Annotated in this window: 16 protein-coding genes; 5 read left to right on the forward strand and 11 right to left on the reverse strand. The window is 74.9% G+C overall.

Translation table 11 applies throughout. From position 1 onward, the window contains the following. Nucleotides 1-158 precede the first annotated feature (158 nt). The 3 genes from JOE68_RS03595 to JOE68_RS03605 all read right to left on the reverse strand — a co-directional run bounded on the left by JOE68_RS03595 (nucleotide 159) and on the right by JOE68_RS03605 (nucleotide 1685). Nucleotides 159-617, reverse strand: coding sequence for an SPW repeat domain-containing protein (locus JOE68_RS03595; RefSeq protein WP_204840925.1), 459 nt, complete (start codon nucleotides 615-617; stop codon nucleotides 159-161). A gap of 208 nt (nucleotides 618-825) precedes the next feature. Continuing rightward, nucleotides 826-1014, reverse strand: coding sequence for a hypothetical protein (locus tag JOE68_RS03600; protein WP_204840926.1), 189 nt, complete (start codon nucleotides 1012-1014; stop codon nucleotides 826-828). A 389-nt stretch (nucleotides 1015-1403) separates the two neighbouring features. Then, the gene (locus JOE68_RS03605; RefSeq protein WP_204840927.1) at nucleotides 1404-1685 is read right to left on the reverse strand and encodes a DUF4287 domain-containing protein; all 282 of its coding nucleotides are present in this window, start codon (nucleotides 1683-1685) and stop codon (nucleotides 1404-1406) included. Between the two features lie 224 nt (nucleotides 1686-1909). Between JOE68_RS03605 and JOE68_RS03610 the strand changes: the two genes are divergently transcribed. Both JOE68_RS03610 and JOE68_RS03615 read left to right on the forward strand, forming a co-directional pair. Further along, the gene (locus JOE68_RS03610; RefSeq protein ID WP_204840928.1) at nucleotides 1910-3190 is read left to right on the forward strand and encodes a glycosyltransferase; all 1281 of its coding nucleotides are present in this window, start codon (nucleotides 1910-1912) and stop codon (nucleotides 3188-3190) included. Between the two features lie 144 nt (nucleotides 3191-3334). Then, the gene (locus tag JOE68_RS03615) at nucleotides 3335-4561 is read left to right on the forward strand and encodes a cytochrome P450 (protein WP_204840929.1); all 1227 of its coding nucleotides are present in this window, start codon (nucleotides 3335-3337) and stop codon (nucleotides 4559-4561) included. Nucleotides 4562-4675: 114 nt separating this feature from the next. Here JOE68_RS03615 and JOE68_RS03620 read toward each other — a convergent pair whose 3' ends face one another. The 6 genes from JOE68_RS03620 to JOE68_RS03645 all read right to left on the reverse strand — a co-directional run bounded on the left by JOE68_RS03620 (nucleotide 4676) and on the right by JOE68_RS03645 (nucleotide 13760). Continuing rightward, nucleotides 4676-5845, reverse strand: coding sequence for a zinc-dependent alcohol dehydrogenase (locus tag JOE68_RS03620; protein ID WP_204840930.1), 1170 nt, complete (start codon nucleotides 5843-5845; stop codon nucleotides 4676-4678). After that, nucleotides 5842-6255, reverse strand: a complete 414-nt coding sequence (locus JOE68_RS03625; RefSeq protein WP_239562114.1) for a hypothetical protein — start codon at nucleotides 6253-6255, stop codon at nucleotides 5842-5844. The genes JOE68_RS03620 and JOE68_RS03625 overlap by 4 nt, the downstream gene beginning before the upstream one ends. Nucleotides 6256-6682: 427 nt before the next feature. Beyond that, entirely contained in the window at nucleotides 6683-7141 is a 459-nt protein-coding gene (locus tag JOE68_RS03630) for a hypothetical protein (protein WP_204840931.1), read from the reverse strand. A 3-nt stretch (nucleotides 7142-7144) separates the two neighbouring features. Next, nucleotides 7145-9640: a molybdopterin oxidoreductase family protein gene (locus tag JOE68_RS03635; protein ID WP_204840932.1), complete on the reverse strand. Its 2496-nt coding sequence runs from the start codon at nucleotides 9638-9640 to the stop codon at nucleotides 7145-7147. Nucleotides 9641-10368: 728 nt separating this feature from the next. Beyond that, nucleotides 10369-12147, reverse strand: coding sequence for a thiamine pyrophosphate-requiring protein (locus tag JOE68_RS03640; protein WP_204840933.1), 1779 nt, complete (start codon nucleotides 12145-12147; stop codon nucleotides 10369-10371). Between the two features lie 311 nt (nucleotides 12148-12458). Beyond that, nucleotides 12459-13760, reverse strand: coding sequence for a cation:proton antiporter (locus JOE68_RS03645; protein ID WP_307819495.1), 1302 nt, complete (start codon nucleotides 13758-13760; stop codon nucleotides 12459-12461). 197 nt (nucleotides 13761-13957) lie between these two features. Here JOE68_RS03645 and JOE68_RS03650 point away from each other — a divergent pair, with 197 nt between their 5' ends. Continuing rightward, a complete protein-coding gene (locus tag JOE68_RS03650) occupies nucleotides 13958-14356 on the forward strand; it encodes a VOC family protein (RefSeq protein ID WP_239562115.1) in 399 nt (132 codons plus the stop codon). 14 nt (nucleotides 14357-14370) lie between these two features. Next, nucleotides 14371-14934: a PadR family transcriptional regulator gene (locus tag JOE68_RS03655; RefSeq protein ID WP_307819496.1), complete on the forward strand. Its 564-nt coding sequence runs from the start codon at nucleotides 14371-14373 to the stop codon at nucleotides 14932-14934. 117 nt (nucleotides 14935-15051) lie between these two features. Here JOE68_RS03655 and JOE68_RS03660 read toward each other — a convergent pair whose 3' ends face one another. Continuing rightward, complete coding sequence (locus JOE68_RS03660) at nucleotides 15052-16383, reverse strand: APC family permease (protein ID WP_204840935.1); 1332 nt, start codon at nucleotides 16381-16383, stop codon at nucleotides 15052-15054. A 154-nt stretch (nucleotides 16384-16537) separates the two neighbouring features. Here JOE68_RS03660 and JOE68_RS03665 point away from each other — a divergent pair, with 154 nt between their 5' ends. After that, nucleotides 16538-16792: a hypothetical protein gene (locus JOE68_RS03665; protein WP_204840936.1), complete on the forward strand. Its 255-nt coding sequence runs from the start codon at nucleotides 16538-16540 to the stop codon at nucleotides 16790-16792. 14 nt (nucleotides 16793-16806) lie between these two features. On the opposite strand, the gene JOE68_RS03670 is transcribed toward JOE68_RS03665, so the two are convergent. Further along, on the reverse strand, nucleotides 16807-17181 hold the full coding sequence (locus JOE68_RS03670; protein WP_204840937.1) for a hypothetical protein: 375 nt from the start codon (nucleotides 17179-17181) through the stop codon (nucleotides 16807-16809). Nucleotides 17182-17268: the final 87 nt, after the last annotated feature.

Here is a 17268-nt window from a genome sequence, read left to right on the forward strand (position 1 = left end):
CGTGGCACCGATGCTGCCGCGCGGGATCCCGCCGGACAACGCCGTCGCCCGGCGGATCGGTGGCGGTGTTGCTTGCCGACTGTCGGCAAGGTCGGGGCGAGAGCAGGCGGGAACCCGGCACGGCCGCCCTGGGCCGGTGCGCCACCCGGCCCCGCCGATCACCCCGGGACGCGCACGCCGGAGCGGCGGCCGACCCCGCTCCGCCACTCGGCCGCCGCCCTGACGACCGCGCCCAGCGACGCGACCACGACCACACCGCCGGTGACCACGTCGTTGAGGGCCATGCGCCCCGCTTCCGGCAACCCCCCGGTGGGCGGCGCGACGACCAGCCAGGTCCCCATCACCAGCAGGGCCACGCCCAGCCACGGCGTCTCCCGCACCGCCATGACGTGCACCAGGGAGCACACGGCCACCGCGAACCCGACGAGCACGGAGTTCCAGTGTGCGCCGAAATCCACCTCGATGGTGTCGTAGCCCAGCGCGAACGGCGCCATGACCAGCCACAGGCCGGCCAGGAAGCTCACCGCCGGCCCGAACGAGGCCGCCGCCTCAGCCACGGGCGCGAGCCGCGCCGCGACGCGGCGGCGCAACCCGGCCGACCGTGCTCCTCCGGACATCACCGCACCCCCTCCAGCGGACCGCGAACGGCCGCGCACCGCCGCGCGGACCGACTCGATCATGGCACCGCCCGACGCCGTCGAACCTGACGCCTGCCTTGCGATGCGCCGGCCCGGCACGACCGCGCCGCCGGCCGACCACCGCACGCGATCGGTCACCGCACGCGATCGGTCACCGCACGCGCGGTCCGGAGTGGACCTCGCGGGCTCACCCCTCGCACTCGGCGCACCGGTGCGGGCCGAGCCACCGGTCGAACCCCCGCCACCCCGCGGCCGTCGCCCGCTCCCACAGCCGTCGCCAGCCCTGCACGGGTTCCGCGCCGTCGAACGCGCGGCCGCAGTCGTCACAGATCAGGAGCAGCGTGGAGCGGTGCTGACCACCGGGGATGGCTGTCACAGCAGGAGGGGTCGACTTCCATGACGGGTACGTGCCGGCCCGCGCGGTGGCGGCCGCCGGCCGCACCCGGGCGGCGACGCCGGCTCCCGCGCGGCTTCTCACGCAACACTGTTGTGGAAGACCGGGCTCAGTAGTGCGCAATCTCCTTGCGGTCTCCTTGCGATTGCCGCCGGCCGGCCCGCGCTCGGGGATGATGGACGCCCCGGGTCCGGTGGCCGACCGGCCGCCGGCCGCCCGGGAGGCGGTTCGCACAACGTGGAGGCGTGCCGGGACCAGCGGGCGGTGGCGGGCTGCCGATCACCCGCCACCGCTCGGGCCCGGGACCGCGGGGTCGGCCCGCTCGCGAGGGCGGCGCCCGGCGGCGGAGCGCCCCGGCGCCGGGGCGGCCGTCAGCGGTTGGCCAGGCCGTCCACGCGCAGCGTCGTGGACGCGTCCCGGTGGGTTCCGGTGCTGCCGACGTGCTTGTCGCTGATCTCGACGCCGTTCTTGAGCACGTGGTGGAGCGCCATGCCGTGACCGCGCCCCAGGCCGTAGTCGGCCTTGAGCCAGTCGAGGACCACGCCCGCCTTGGTGGTCGCGCCGTAGCCGCGCTCGGCGGCCTCGGCCAGCAGCTCGGCCGGGGTCTTGCCGGTCTTGTTCTCGATGGCGTCGAGGTAAGCCTGGAAGGACATGTCGGTCTCCGTTCGTCGTCGGCGCGGCCAGCCTATGACAACTTCTCTTGTACTGACAAGTTTAGTTTTCGGTGAGGTCCGGGTCCCCGGACCGGCTCCGGCCGCACACCCGACCGGGCTGCACGGCGGTGGCGTCGGGATGCGGGACACCGGCCGGGGTTGTAGACGTGGAGGTGGTGCGCCGGCTCTCGTGCGCAGCAGGTGGACGGGCGCGGGAGGTTCCGGTGCGGATTTCGATGGTGTCGCTGAGCGCCGACCCGCTGGCCGCGCCGGGCGACGGCGAGGCGGGAGGGCTGTGCGGGCACCTGGGCGACCTGTGCCCGGCGCTGGCCGCCGCCGGGCACGACGTGGAGGTCCACACCCTGGCCCGCGACGGGGAGCACTCGGTGGCGGAGGTCCCACCGGGCTTCCGCGTGGTGCGCCTGCCCGTCACCGGCCACCGCGCCGCGATGCCCGACCCCACCCAGGTCGACCTGTGGGTGAGCGGGGCCGAGGTGCCCGTGCAGGGCCCGCGACCGGGCACGCCGGCGCCGGACCTGGCCGACGTGGTGGAGCACCTGCGGGACCGGTGGGCGGGCCGGCCCCCGGACGTGGTGCACGCCCACGGGTGGACCTCGGCCCTGGTGGCGTTGGCCGCCGCGGCCGCCACGCCGGTCCCGGTGCTGGTCAGCCCGCACGGCGCCCACCCCGGCGGGGGCGAGGCGGTGCGGCGGCGCGCGGCGGGCTCCGGGATGGCGCGGGCGGTGGGCTGCCGGGTGGCGGGGGTGCTGACGGCCGGCCCGTTCCAGACCGGGCGGCTGGTCGACGCCGGGCTGCACCGCGCCGACCTGCTGGCCGTGCCCTACGGGGTGGACACCGACCTGTTCAACCCCGACGGGCCCGCCGCGCCCCGCACCGCGCGCCACCGCCTGCTGGCCGCCGGCCGCCTGGTGGACCACGACGGCCTGGGGCGCCTGGTCGCCGCGCTGGGCGCGCTGCCGGACACCGAGCTGGTCGTCGTGGGCGGCCCCGCCGGCGACGCGCCGGACCACGACCCGGCGGCGCGGGCGCTGGCCGAGGCCGCCCGGCGCGCGGGGGCGCACGACCGGGTGCACCTGCTCGGCCGCGTCCCGCGCGCCGCGATGCCCGCCCTGCTGCGCTCGGCCGACGTCGTGGTCTGCCCGGCGCGCCACCAGCCGCTGGGCCTGCTCGCGCTGGAGGCCATGGCCTGCGGCGTCCCGGTCGTGGCCACCACCGCCGGCGTCCTGCCGGACCTGGTGGTGCACGGCGCCACCGGGCTGCTCGTCCCCTCGGGCGACACCGCGGCCCTGACCCGGGAGCTGCGCGCCCTGCTGGCCGACACCACCCGGCGCGAAGCCTACGGCGCGGCCGCCGCCGACCGCGTCCACGCCCGGTACACCCTGGCCCGCACCACCGCCGACACCGTCAACGCCTACCGGCAGGTCCGCGCCCGCCCGCCCCGCGCCGGCAGCGGCGTCGCCACGACCTCCGGCCCGCGCGGCTGACCGGGCGCCCGGACCCGCGGCCCGGTGCGCCCGGTGTCCCGAGGACGGGTTCCCCGCGCGACCCGATCGGGCGGCACCGGCCCGGCGTTCCCGGGCAGCTGGAATGGCCGGGTTTCCCGGACCGGCCGCCGGGCACTCAGACACATGCGCACACCACTGCTGGACGACTCGCTCGGCCTGCTCGCCCACGGCTACAGCTGGCTGCCCGGCCTGCGGCGCGACGCACCGGACGGTGTCGCGCTGACGCGGGTCATGGGTCAGCGGGCGGTGGGCGTCTGCGGGCCGGAGGCGACGCGCTTCTTCTACGACGAGGACCACGTCCAGCGCCGCACGGCCATCCCCGGGCCGGTGCAGAGCACGCTGTTCGGCCACCACGCCGTGCACACCCTCGACGGGGCGGACCACCGCCGCCGCAAGGGGCTGTTCCTGTCGGTGCTGACACCCGACGGCGTCGCCGACCTGACCGGGCACGCGGCGCGGGCCTGGGACGACGCGGTCGCCTCCTGGCGGCCCGGCCGGGACGTGGTGCTGTTCGACGCGGCCGCCCGCGTCCTGACCAGGGCGGTCTGCCGGTGGGCCGGCGTGCCGCTGGAGGACGGCGAGGTGGCCGGCCTCGCCGCCGACCTCACCGCCATGGTGGACGGCTTCGCCACCCCCGGTCCGCGGCACTGGCGCGCCCGCCGCGCCCGCGGCCGGCGGGAGGCGTGGCTGGCGGGCCTGGTCGAGGACGTGCGCGACGGCCGGGCGGTGGCGCCGCCGCGCTCGGCGCTCGACCGGGCCGCCCACCACCGCGAGGACGGCGGCGAGCTGCTCGAGCCGCGCCTGGCCGCGGTCGAGCTGCTGAACTTCGTGCGCCCGACCGTCGCGGTCGCCTGGTTCGTCGCGTTCGCCGCGCACGCGCTGCACCGGTGGGAGGGGCACCGCGCACCGCTGGCCTCCGGCGACCCGGCGTTCGCCACCGCGTTCGTGCACGAGATCCGCCGGTTCTACCCGTTCGCGCCGTTCCTGGGCGGCCGGGCGGTGCGCGACCTGTCCTGGCGCGGCGTGCCCGTCCCGGCCGGCTCGCTGGTGCTGCTGGACGTCTACGGCCAGAACCACGACGCCGGGCTGTGGGGCGACCCCTACGCGTTCCGGCCGCAGCGCTTCCTGGACCGGCCGATCAGCGCCTTCGACCTGATCCCCCAGGGCGGCGGCGACCCCGCCACCGGCCACCGCTGCCCCGGCGAGACCGCGACGATCGGCCTGCTGGAGACCCTCGCCACCCGCCTGGCGGGTGCGGACTACGAGGTGCCCGACCAGGACCTGACCATCTCGCTGCGCCGCATGCCCGCCCTCGTGGAGAGCGGGTTCGTCATCACCCCCGCCGCGTGACGACCCCGGCCCGGCCCGCTCTGGCGGGCCGGGCCGGGGTCGCGCGGGCCCCGTGGCTCCGGGCGCTCAGAGGAGCGCGCAAAGGAGCGCGCAGAGAAGGGCTCAGGGGAGCGCTCAAGGGCGGAAGACCGACCGGGTGCAGTCGTCCTCCTTGGTCTTGAAGATCTCGTACCCGCGCGGCGCCTCCTCCAGCGGCATCACGTGGGTGGCCAGGTGGGTGGTGGTGATCTCGCCGGCGGCGATGCGGTCCAGCAGCATCGGGATGTAGCGCTGCCCGTGCTGCTGCGCCCCGCGCAGCGTCAGGCCCTTGTTGATCACCGCGCCGAGCGGGAACTTGTCCACGAACCCGCTGAACACGCCGAGCACGAACACCGTGCCGCCCTTGCGGCAGGCGTGGATCGCGTCGCGCACGGCGATGGGGCGGTCGGTCTCCAGCTTCAGCTTGCTCTTGACCTGGTCGTAGACGTGCTGGGGGCCGTAGCTGTGCGCCTCGCAGCCGACCGCCTCGATGCACACGTCCGGGCCCCGGCCGCCGGTCATCTCCCGCAGCGCCGCGCCGACGTCGGTGCGCCCGTAGTTGAGCGTCTCGACCCCGAACACCCGCTCGGCCTGCTCCAGCCGGTAGTCGAAGCGGTCGATCACCACCACCCGCTCCGCGCCCAGCAGCTGCGCCGCGCGGGCGGCCATCTGCCCCACCGCGCCGCAGCCCCACACCGCCACCACGTCGCCGGGCGCGACCCCGCCCAGGTCCGCGCCCATCCAGCCGGTGGGCACCGAGTCGGAGACGAACAGGGCGCTCAGGTCGTCGACCCCGCCCGGGATCGCGATCGCGGTGTGGTCGGCGAACGGCACCCGCACGTACTCGGCGTGGCTGCCCTTGAACCCGCCCATCGCGTGCGAGTAGCCGAAGATCCCGCCCGGGTCGGCTCCCCAGAGCGCCTGGGTGATCCCCGGGTTGGTGTTGGTGTTGTCACACAACGACCACAGGTCGTGCTTGCAGTACCAGCACGAGCCGCAGCCGATGAACGAGCACACCACCACGCGGTCGCCCGGCCGGTGCTTCGTCACGCCCGGACCGACCTCGACCACCTCGCCCATGAACTCGTGGCCGATGACGTCACCGGCCTGCATGAACGGGATGTGCCCGGTGATCAGGTGCAGGTCCGAGCCGCACGACGTGCTCAGCCCCACCTTCAGGATCAGGTCCTGGTCGTTGAGGATCCGCGGGTCGGGGACCTGCTGGACCTTCAGGTCGTTGACGCCTTCCCAGCACAGCGCTTTCACAGCCTGCCCTCCCCCTTCGCCCGGCGCGTCACCAGCCGCAGCACCCGCCCGGCCGGGCCGGGGTGGGTCGCGGGCGGGTCCGGCCGCAGCACCGACCCGGTCTCGATCAGGGACTTCGCCTGCCGCAGGGCGGTCCGCAGGTCGGCGCGCGACACGTCGCCGATCGGCCGGGCCAGCACCTCGGTGCCCTTGTCCCCGGTGGCGGGCCGGATCCTGATCTCGACGTCCGCGCGCAACCGCGCCAGGGGCTCCGGCAGCTCGTGGACCTGCTCCGGCGAGCAGTTCACCGTCACCGCCAGCCAGCGGTCATCCCGGTCGGACGCCTTCCTGCCCACGACGGCGCGCCCGCCGATCGCCACCGCGGCGCCGGCGCCCACCCACACCGCGGCTTTGGTCGATGTCTTCATCATCAGCCCTCTCGTCCGGTCCTGCGGGTACCCCGGCGGCCGGCGGGCAACCAGGCCGGGGCGCCGGGAAAACCGGTGGCCCGCCCCGGTGCGCCGCACAGCCCGGCAGCGGTGACCGCGGGTGACGGGAAGGGCGTGCCGACGCCCCCGTCGAGTGGTCGACGGGGGCGGGGGACGAGCAACCTCCGGCCGCGCTGGGGGGAGGCGGCGGCCGGAGGCGGGTTGAAGGGGTCGGTGCGGCGGTCGCCTCTCGGCGAGTAGCACGACGCGGCTCCAGCCGAACGGTATTCCGCGAAGGCGTTGAGATGAGGCCCGGGGGACACGGACCGCACCGACCACTCGTCACAACGGCTCGGCGGGCCCCGGTGTTCCCGGCCCGGAGTGCCCTGCGTCTCACCCGTTCGCGGGTGCCGGGAGGCGCCCGCCGTGCTCACCCGGCCGCGATGAGGGCCTGGGGCGCGGCCTGCTTGATCCGGGTGCGCAGCCAGGTCAACTGGCGGGCGGTGTCCTGCTCGCAGGTGTCGACGACGTCGAGCAGCTCGTGGTCGCGCAGCCCCTGGGCGGCCTGGCCGACGACGGTCCAGGTGATGTCGGTCAGGGCGGCCAGGGTGTAGAGGTCCTGCAGGTCGCGCAGCAGGCCCACCGGGCCGCTGCGGGTGGAGTCCAGACCGGTGGCGTGCAGGCGTTCGGGCTCCTCCTCGCGGTGCTCGCCGTAGCGCCGCACGACCGGCGCCAGGGCCTCGGCCTGGCGCTCGACGCGACCGGCCAGGACCTGGCAGGTGTGCTGCACGTCGGGTTCCTCGCCGTGGCCGCGCCCGACCTCGCGGAAGGCGTCGGCCAGCGTGGTCAGCGAGGTGTGCAGCAGTCCCAGGTAGGTGGCCAGGTGCACGGTTCAGCCCTCCGGCGGCACGTTCGGGGTGTGGTCGGGGGTCGGCGGCGGCGCGGGCGGGTCGGTCGGCGCGAGGTCCTCGCGCACGTCGTCCTCGCCCGCGGTCGGGGCGACGCCGGCCGGGTCGTGCGGAGCCGACGCCGTGGTGGTGGGCGCGGGCGCGGGACCGGTGGCGTCGGCCAGCTTGACCACCCGCGCCGCGCCGATCTTGAACAGCGGCTGCTTGGACACCGGGTCCCACTCGGTGAGCGTGACCTCGTTGGCCGCCCGCACGTGCCGGTCGTCCTCGGCGTCCCAGTAGCCGTAGTGGAACGGCAGGAAGACCACACCATCGCGGCCCCGGCCGACGCGGGCGGGCGCCTCGACCCGGCCGCGGGGCGACTCCACGCGGACCAGGTCGCCCTCGCCGACGCCCAGGGCGGCGGCGTCGCGGGCGGACAGCTCCACCCACGGCCGCGGGGCCGCGCGGCGCAGCTGCCGGGACCGGCCGGTTTTGGTGCGGGTGTGGAAGTGGTAGGCGGTGCGGCCGGTGGTGACCGCGAACGGGTACTCCTCGCTCGGCCGCTCCGGTGGCGGGGTGTGCTCGGCGGCTTTGAGGAACGCCCGGCCGTCGGGGCGTTGCGCCTTGTACCGCTCGGGTGAGGTGGTGCCGCCGGTGAGCAGGTCGTGGCCGTAGCTCTCGCACACGTCCGGGTGCGTGGGGAACACGCCGTCGGCGTAGAGCCGGTCGCACCCGTCCGGGTGCTCGGCGTCGCACGGCCAGGGGATGCCGCTGCCGCCGCGCAGCTTGGCGTAGGACAGGCCGGTGTAGTCGCACAGCCGACCGCGGCTGCACTCCTTCCACGCCTCGAACGCGCCCTCGGGATCCGACCACTTGACCAGCGGCGCGCCGTCGAGGTCGCGGAAGTCCATGCGGCGGGCGTAGTCCAGGAAGATGTCCAGGTCCGAACGCGCTTCGCCCGGTGGCTCGACGGCCTTGTCCGACAGGTGCACGGTGCGGTTGACGTTGGTGAAGGTGCCCTGCTTCTCGCCCCACAGCGCCGCCGGGAGCACCACGTCGGCGCACTCGGCGGTCTCGGTGCGGAACCCGTCCTGCACCACCACGAACAGCTCCTGCCGCCCGAGGATCTCCCGGACGCGCCGCAGCTCGGGCAGCGACACCGCCGGGTTGGTCGCGGAGATCCACAGGAACCGGATCGAGCCCTGCTCGGCGTAGCGCCAGATCTGCATGGCGTGGGTGGGCGGCGCCCAGTGCGGGATGGTCAGCGGGTCGACGTTCCACAGCTCGGCCAGCTCCCGGATGTGCTCGGGGTTGTCCCAGTTGCGGAAGCCCGGCAGGTCGCCGTCCGCGCCCGTCTCGCGGGTGTTCTGCGCGGTGGGCTGGCCGTTCATCTGCAGGATGCCGCAGCCGGGCGCCCCGATCAGCCCGCGCAGCAGGTGCAGGTTGTTGACCTGGCAGGACGCCGCGGTGGCCTGGTGGGACTGGTAGAAGCCCTGGAGCACGGTGGACAGCACGCGGTCGGAGGTGCCGAAGACCCGCGCCGCCCGCCGGACGTCGTCGGCGTCGACGCCGCAGGCGCCCGCCACGTGCTCGGGCGTGTACGGCTCGACGGTGGCGGCCAGCTCGTCGTAGCCGAGGGTGTGCGCGGCGACGTAGTCCCGGTCCACCCACCCGTTCACGATCAGCTCGCGGACCAGGCCGTTCATCAGGGCCTGGTTGGTGCCGGGCAGCGGGGCCAGGTGCACTCCCCCGGACTCCACCGCCGCGGCGGCCACGTCCGTGCGGCGCGGGTCGACGGCCACGACCACCGGCCGGTCCGGGCCGCGCAGCCGGTCGAGCACCCGCGCCCACAGCACCGTCTGCGTCTCGGCCATGTTGTGGCCGAACAGGAACAGCGCGTCGCAGAAGTCGATGTCGGTGTAGCTGCCGGGCTGGCCGTCGGAGCCGAAGCTCTCCTTCATCGCCGCCGCCGCCGTCGCCGTGCACAACCGCGTGTTGCCGTCCATGTGCGGCGTGCCCAGACCCGCTTTGCCGATCACGCCCAGGGTGTAGTACTCCTCCAGGAACAACTGGCCACTGGTGTAGAACCCGTGCGACAACGGCCCGACCTCGTCGAGCAGCTCCCGCGACCGACGCACCACCAGGTCCATCGCGGTGTCCCAATCGGACTCCACCAGCACACCGCCGCGCCGCACCAGCGGCCGGGTCAGGCGGTCCTCCCCGTTCCACTGCCACGAGCCGTACAGGCCCTTGGGCCCCAACCTCCCGTGGTTGACCACATCCCCGGCACGACCGCGCACACCGACCATGCGCCCACCCTTGACCGCGATGTCACACCCGCAGCCGTTGCTGCACAGCACGCACGCGGACTGCACCCACTGGTCCACATCGGACTCCGACAGCCCCCGGTCCAGGTGCAGGTCCACCCGCACCGGCCACGGGTCGCCCTTGGCGTGCGGGGTACGCGCTCCCCAGATGTCCGAGATGCGGTCGGCCATGCGATCCCTCCGTCGAACCGAGGCAGTCTCCTCGTCGGCTACCCCCGATCCCGACCACCAACCACCCCCAGCGCCCCCCAGCGCTCCCACGACCCACAACTCCCGACTCGCCGCTTGACGCCGGCGACTCGCCGCGTGCGGCTTTCGCTTTCGGTTTTCGGCACGCCCCGTGCAGACCGGTGCTCTCGTGTTCTCCCCGTATGGCCTGCCCGGAGGGCTACCATGCTTTCTTGGGGGGTGCAAGCACGCTTTTCGCTTGCACCCCCCAAGAAAGCATGGTCGTCTTTGACAGGTCATGCGGGGAGAACACGACCGCTGTTTCTTTTCCTTCTCCTTGGCGGCCTGCCTGTCCGGCGAGGACTCTTTTGGTTTTTAATCTTGGATCGGTACGGCACCTGATATTTCCTGGATCGGTGCGGGACCCAAGTATGAAGAGCGGCCGGGAGGCCCCCAAGGAGGAGGGAAGTGCGTCGTGTTCTCCCCGCACGGCCTGCCGGAGGCAATCATGTTTTCCGGGGGGCGTCAAGCGAAGAGCGTGCTTGACGCCCCCCGGAAAACATGATTGGGCTGCGCCCAGGCCGTACGGGGAGAACACGAGGCACACGGCTGCGCTGAAGCGCCGCCGCGCGGAGCGCGGCTGAGGCTAGAGCTGCAGCGCCGCCGCGCGGAGCGCGGCTTGCGGTGCGAGCTGAAGCGCCATCGCGCGGGGCGTCAACCGCCTGCCGGAATCACTCCCCGTGCCCCTCGGCGGCGCGCTGGCGGCGCAGGTGCTCCCGTTCCGCGCCGCCCTCGGGCTCCTGGTCCAACCCCTGGTGGATCTTCGCCACCTTCTCGTCCGGCAGGTGCGGCGCCAGCAGGGGCACGGCCGGGTCCACGACGGCTTCCACGACCACCGGCCGGTCCGCGTCGAACGCCTCGCGCCAGGCGCCGCCGACCTGGTCCGGCGAGTCGACCCGGATGCCGCGCAGGCCGAGCAGCTCGGCGTAACCGGCGTAGGGGAAGTCGGGGACGCGCTGCGAGGTCGGGAACCGCGGGTCGCCCTCCATCTCCCGCTGCTCCCAGGTGACCTCGTTGAGGTCCCGGTTGTGCAGCACCAGCACGACGAACCTCGGGTCGGCCCAGGTCCGCCACAGGTCGGCGACGGTGATCAGCTCCAGCAGGCCGCTCATCTGCATGGCGCCGTCGCCGACCAGCGCGACCACCGGCCGGTCGGGGGCGCGCAGCTTCGCCGCCACCCCGTAGGGCAGGGCGCAGCCCATGGACGCCAGGTAGCTGGACGTGTGAGCGGGCGCGCCGACCGGCAGGGCCAGGTGGCGGGCGTACCAGTACGTGGACGAGCCGACGTCCACGGCGACCTGCACGTCCGGCGGCAGGGCGCCCGACAGCTCGTGCACCACCAGCTCGGGGTTCAGCGGGTCGGCGGGTGTGCGGGCGCGCTCCCCCGCCAGGGTGCGCCACCGGGACACGTCGGCGAACACCTTCTGCTCCCAGTCGCGGTCGGGGTTGTGCCGCAGCAGCGGCAGCAGGGCGCGCAGCGTCTCGCCGGAGTCCCCGACCAGCGCCGCCTCCACCGGGTACTTGCTGCCCACCACGCGCGCCTCGATGTCGACCTGCACGGCGCGGGCCTGCCCCGGCTCGGGGTAGAACTCGGTCCACGGGTCGTTGCAGCCCACGATCAGCAGCGTGTCGCACCCGGCCATCAGCTCGGCGGAGGCGGTGGTGCCCAGGTGGCCCATGACGCCGGTGTGCCACGGCGCGTCCTCGGGGACGACCGGCTTGCCCACCAGCGACGCGGTGGCGCCCGCGCCCAGCGCCTCGACCACCCGGGCGATCTCGTGCTCCGCGCCGGCGGCGCCGCGGCCGATCAGCAGCGCGGGCCTGCGCCCGGCGTTGAGCACGTCGGCGGCGCGGCGCAGGTCGTCCTCCCGGGGCAGCACGCGGGGCCGGGCGGTGACCGCCGAGGAGGGCACCACCCCGTGGCTGTGCGGCAGGTCGTCCACGGCGTCGGCGCGCTGCACGTCGTGCGGGATGATCAGGCACGTCGGCACGCGCTCGGAGATGGCGGTGCGCATGGCGTTGTCCAGCAGCACGGGCAGTTGCTCGGCCGCGAACACCGTCTGCAGGTACTGGCCGCACACGTCCTTGAACAACGCGTGCAGGTCGACCTCCTGCAGGTAGCCGGTGCCCAGCGCGGTCGAGACCACCTGGCCCACGATCGCCACGACCGGGCGGCGGTCGAGCTTGGCGTCGTAGAGACCGTTGAGCAGGTGGATCGCGCCCGGTCCCTGGGTCGCCAGGCAGACGCCGACCTCGCCGGTGTACTTGGCGTGCCCGGTGGCCATGAACGCGGCCATCTCCTCGTGCCGCGCGGGGACGAACTCCGGGTCGCCGCCGGAGCGGTGCAGGGCGGCCAGGATGGGGTCGATGCCGTCGCCCGCGTACCCGAACACCCTCGGCACGCCCCACGTGCGCAGCCGTTGGACCAAGGCGTCGGCGACGGTGCTCATGCGATGTCCGGGGTGGTGTCGAGGTGGTCATCGCCGTGCGCGTGCAGCGCTTGACCGGCGACAGGATCGCCGCCGGGCGGCGCGAGGGGTGATTCGGGCGCGCACGGGGGCACGAGTGGTGTCTGCTTCGTAGAGGCCATGCACGGTGCCTACCCGCGCGTGCCACCGCCCCAACCCGACAGGCCGGGTGAAAGTGCCGGGCTCCCGCCACCGCGAGGCCGCCCGCCCGCTCCGGGGGCCGAGGACCGGGCCGGCGCGGTGCGCGGGCGCCGGCGCCCTGCGGCGCGGCGCCGGCGCGGCGGAAAACCGGTTCACACGGGTGTCTGCGACGCCTTGTCGGGATCACCGTGCCGCTTCCGGGCCGCGCGCTCCCGCAGGCGGTCCAGGAGCCGGATCGCCGGGGTCGCGGTGACGCCGTGCAGGACGATCGAGCCGATCACCACCAGGCCGACCACGCGCCAGATCGCGTGCTGGTCCGCGAAGTGGCCCTCCTGGAGGGCGTAGGCGACGTAGAACAGCGAGCCGACGCCGCGCACGCCGAAGAACGAGATGACGGCGCGCTCGCGCGGCCCGGTCTTGCCGCGGGCCAGGCCGACCAGCCCGGTCACCGGCCGCACCACGAGCAGGATCACCAGCGCCACGACCACTTCCCGCCACCCGGCGCCCGCCAGCAGGCCGGTCACGGCCGCCCCGCCGAGCAGGAAGATGATCAGCACGGTGAGCATCCGCTCGACCTGCTCGACGTACTGGTGCAGGACGCGGTGGTAGCCGTGGGACCGCTCACCCGCCCGGATCGTGCAGGCGCACACGAACACCGCGATGAAGCCGTACCCCTCGGCCAGCTCGGTCAGGCCGTAGGCCAGGAACGTGGCGGCGAGCGCGACGAAGCCCTCCGCGTGCTCCGCCAGGCGGAACTTCTCCGACGGCGCGGCGAAGAACAGCTTGCGCAGCACCCAGCCGGTGAGCAGGCCGACCAGGAGGCCGCACGCCAGCCGCCACAGCAGGTCCACCGCGAGCCAGTGCGGCAGCCAGGCGGCCGGCGCGACCCCGACGACGCTGATCGCGACCGCGGCGTAGGTGAACGGGAACGCCAGGCCGTCGTTGAGGCCCGCCTCCGAGGTCAGCGCGAACCGGGCCTCGTCCTCCGCCGAGCCGGGGTCGTCGGGGCGCTCGGCGGGCTCGGCCACCTGGACCTCGCCGGCCAGCACCGGGTCGGTGGGCGCGATCACCGCCGCCAGCAGGACCGCCGACGCCGCGCCCAGGCCCAGCGCGCCCCACCCGAGCAGGCCGATGGCGAGCATGGACAGCGGCATCGTGACGGCCAGCAGCCGCCAAGTGGTCGCCCAGCGGCGCAGGCCGACCGGCCGGTTGAGCGCCAGGCCCGCGCCCATCAGCGAGATGATCACGCACAGCTCGGTGAGGTGCAGCGCGACGCCGCCGTACCGGATCGGGTCGGGGTCGGGCAGCGGGTCGATGACCGTGAACGCGACCGCGCCCGCGGCCAGGAACACCATCGGCATCGAGACCGGGGCCTTGCCCAGGGCGCGCGGCAGCAGCGCGGCCAGGAGCGTCGCGACGCCGGCACCGGTGTACACCACGGCGTTCGCACTCACCACCAGGCTCCTCTCCGCCGGTCGACGGGTCGAAGGGGTTCCGGCCGCCGCCCCGGCCAGGTACCCGGGCACGCCACCGCTTACCCCTCCCCCGGCGCACCGACCGCGGGGGCGCCACCACTCACTAGCCGACTTTGGCTAGTGAGTGGTACCTTCGCGGCGACAGGTAGCCAAATTTGGTCAGTCAGGAGGTGGGCATGACCTCGGTGACGCCCTACGTCATGGTGGACAACGCGAACACCTACAGCGGTTTCCTCGAAAGCGCCTTCGAGGCCGAGGTGGGCAACGTGCTGCGGTTGCCCTCGGACCCCGAGCGGGTGCTGCACGCCGAAGCGCGGATCGGCGCCGCGGTGGTGTTCTTCGCCGACTCCGGCGCGAACGGCTCGCGGTGCCTGCGCTCGCCCTCCGAGCCGGCGCACGTCCAGCTGTGGGCCACCGTGCCGGACGCCGACGCGGTCTACGCGCGGGCGGTGGCCGCCGGCGCCACGCCGGCCCAGGAGATCACCGCGCAGGAGGACGGCAGCCGGATGGGCGGCTTCGTCGACCCCTTCGGCACACTGTGGTGGATCAGCACCGACCGGCCCAGCGCCGGCTGACGGGGGGAGGGCGCGTGTCGGCGGTTCGCCTGCTGGTGCTCGGCGCGGTGCGGCGGCGCGGTCGGGCGCACGGCTACCAGGTGCGGTCCGACCTGGAGTCGTGGGGCGCGCACGAGTGGTCCAACGCCACGTCGGGATCGGTCTACCACGCGCTCAAGGCCATGAGCGCGCAAGGTCTGCTGCTCCCGCACGAGACCACGCCGAGCGAGGCGGGCGGGCCGCCGCGCCTGGAGTACGAGGTGACCGAGGAGGGCGAGCGGGAGTACTTCGCCCTGCTCCGCGCGGCGCTCACCCGCCACGACCCGCGGCTGGACGTGCTGGCCGCCGCCGTCGGCCTCATCGAGGACCTGCCCCGCCCGCAGGCGGTCGACCTGCTGCGGGAGCGCGCGCGGGCGATGGACGACTGGCGCACGGCCGTCGCCGGGCAGCTGCCGCCGGGGACCGACCTGGAGACCTGGGGCCCGGTCGGCGAGGTCATCGGGCTGTGGCTGCACACCGCCGAGAGCCGCGCGCAGTGGACCCACCGGCTCATCGGACGCCTGGAGGCGGGTGCGTTCCGCATGGCCGGTGAGGACTGACGTCGTGGGAGGCCGACGGCGCGGTCCCCGGCTTCGCCGCGGCCGGCGGGCTCACCGGGGCCGCACCGGGACGGGATCGCCGGGGACTCCCCCGGCGATCCCGCCGGGACCGGGCCGTCAGTCGCCGACGCGCTCCGGCGAGCGGGCCTGCGCTCCGCTCGCCGCGCCGGCGCGCCTGCGCCGCACGGCGTTCGCCGCGGCGAGCACGACCCCCAGCCCCACCAGCACCAGCCCGCGCGCCCACACACCGGCCTCCACCTGCGTGAACAGCAGCAGGCACGACCCGATGCCCAGCACCGGCACGACGAGCGGCACCCGGAAGTGCTCGGCGTCGCCGGGGTCGCGGCGCAGCACGAGCACGGCGGCGTTGACGGCGGTGAACACCACCAGGAGCAGCAGCACCAGCGTGGTGGCGAGCGCTTCGACCTCCCCGGTCAGCGCCAGGACCAGCGACGCGCCGGACGTGGTCAGCGCGGCCACCCAGGGCGTGCGGCGGCCGGGCAGGACGCGGCCGAGCACGGCGGGCAGCAGGCCGTCGCGGGCCATGCCGTAGGCCAGGCGGGAGGACATGATGCCGGTCAGCAGCGCGCCGTTGGCCACCGCGACCAGGGCGACCAGGCCGAACAGCCACTCGGGCACGCCGCCGGCGGCCCGGACCACCTCCAGCAGCGGCCCGCTGGAGGCCGCCAGCCGGTCGGTCGGCACGGACGCGCTGGTCACCAGCCCGATGAGCAGGTAGACGACGCCGACGGTGGCCAGCGCGCCGAACAGCGCCCGCGGGTAGGAGCGCCGCGGGTCGCGCACCTCCTCGGCGAGGTTGACCGAGGTCTCGAAGCCGACGAACGAGTAGTAGGCGAGCACCGTCCCGGCGAGCACCGCGCCGAACGCCCCGTGCCCGGTGTCGACCTGCGCGAGCCGGGCGGGCTCCGCGTCGCCGCGCAGCACCACCCAGGCCCCGAGCCCGATCACCAGCAGCAGCCCGCCGAGCTCGACGACCGTGGCGGCGGCGTTGGCCCGCAACGACTCCTTGACGCCCCTGATGTTGAGCAGCGCCAGCCCGGCCAGCAGCAGCACGACGACCAGGACCACCGGCACGGACACCATCGTCGCCAGGTAGTCGCCGGCGAACGCGCGGGCCAGCGCGCCCACCGACACGATCCCGGCGGCGAGCATGCAGAACCCGACCACGGAGCCGACCGCGTTCCCGAACGCCCTCGTCGCGTAGTGCGCCGACCCGCCCGCCCTGGGGTACTTCGTGGCCAGCTCGGCGTAGGAGGCGCCGGTGAGCGTCGCCAGCGCGAGCGCGCACAGCAACGGCAGCCACACCGCTCCCCCGGCCTTCCCCGCGACCGAGCCGACCAGGACGTACACGCCGGCGCCGAGGATGTCGCCGAGGATGAAGAAGTACAGCAACCGCCCGCTCACGGCCCGCTTCAACGAGAGCACCATGCCCGCTCCCTTACCCGGCGGCGGAAACCCCGAACCCGCTGCCGCCTGGTCGTGACCTTCGTCGCCGCCCCGAGCAGCGTCCCGAGCGGCGCCCCGGCCGGTTTCGCGGCGCCGGGTCGCGGTTGGGTGCGGCCGTGCCGGGTACGCCGAGCGCATGACTGACGACACCGGCACGATCCGCGGGCGGGACCTGCGCCGCCTGCTCGACTCCGACCTGGCCGACCCGACCCTGGTGCTGGTGGAGGGCCGGGTCGAGGTGGTGTCCGCCGCCGACCGGCAGGGCGGGGGCCTGGAACTGGTCACCCGCCGGGACTTCCTCCACCGCGCGGGGCAGGAGGGGTTCACCGACGCGGAGCTGGAGCAGCACGCCGTGAAGCTGTCCGCCGCGGTGGACAACCTCGGCGGCTAGCCGACCGGCGCCGGTCAGCTCCGGCGGGGCCGGGGCAGCAGCAGGTGGACGGCGAAGGCGGCGGCGGTGGTGAGGACCGCCTGGTGCAGGGTGGACAGCTCGCGGTGCGGGGCGATGGCGAACACCGCGTCCAGCCCGGTCGGCACGATGCCCGCGAGGGTGACCAGGCCGGTGGCGTGCCAGCCGAAGAAGCCGGCCGCCCACGCGGTCAGGGGCCAGCGGCTGTGGGCGGGGCGGCGCAGCAGCCACGCGGCCGAGGCGACGGCGGCGGCGTTGAGCGCCACGGCGACCACCGCCGGTTCGCCGCCCGGACCGGTGAGCAGCACCGCCAGGACCTGCGCCGCCGCCAGGGCGATCATCAGCCACGCGCCGAGCCGGGTCCGGTCCACGCCCGGATGCTAGTGGCACCGCCCGCGGGGCCGGACCGGTGGTCGCCCACCCGGCGTCCCGGCCGGTCCCGGGCGGGACCGGCCGGG

Source organism: Saccharothrix algeriensis (assembly GCF_016907655.1).
Lineage (GTDB): Bacteria > Actinomycetota > Actinomycetes > Mycobacteriales > Pseudonocardiaceae > Actinosynnema > Actinosynnema algeriense.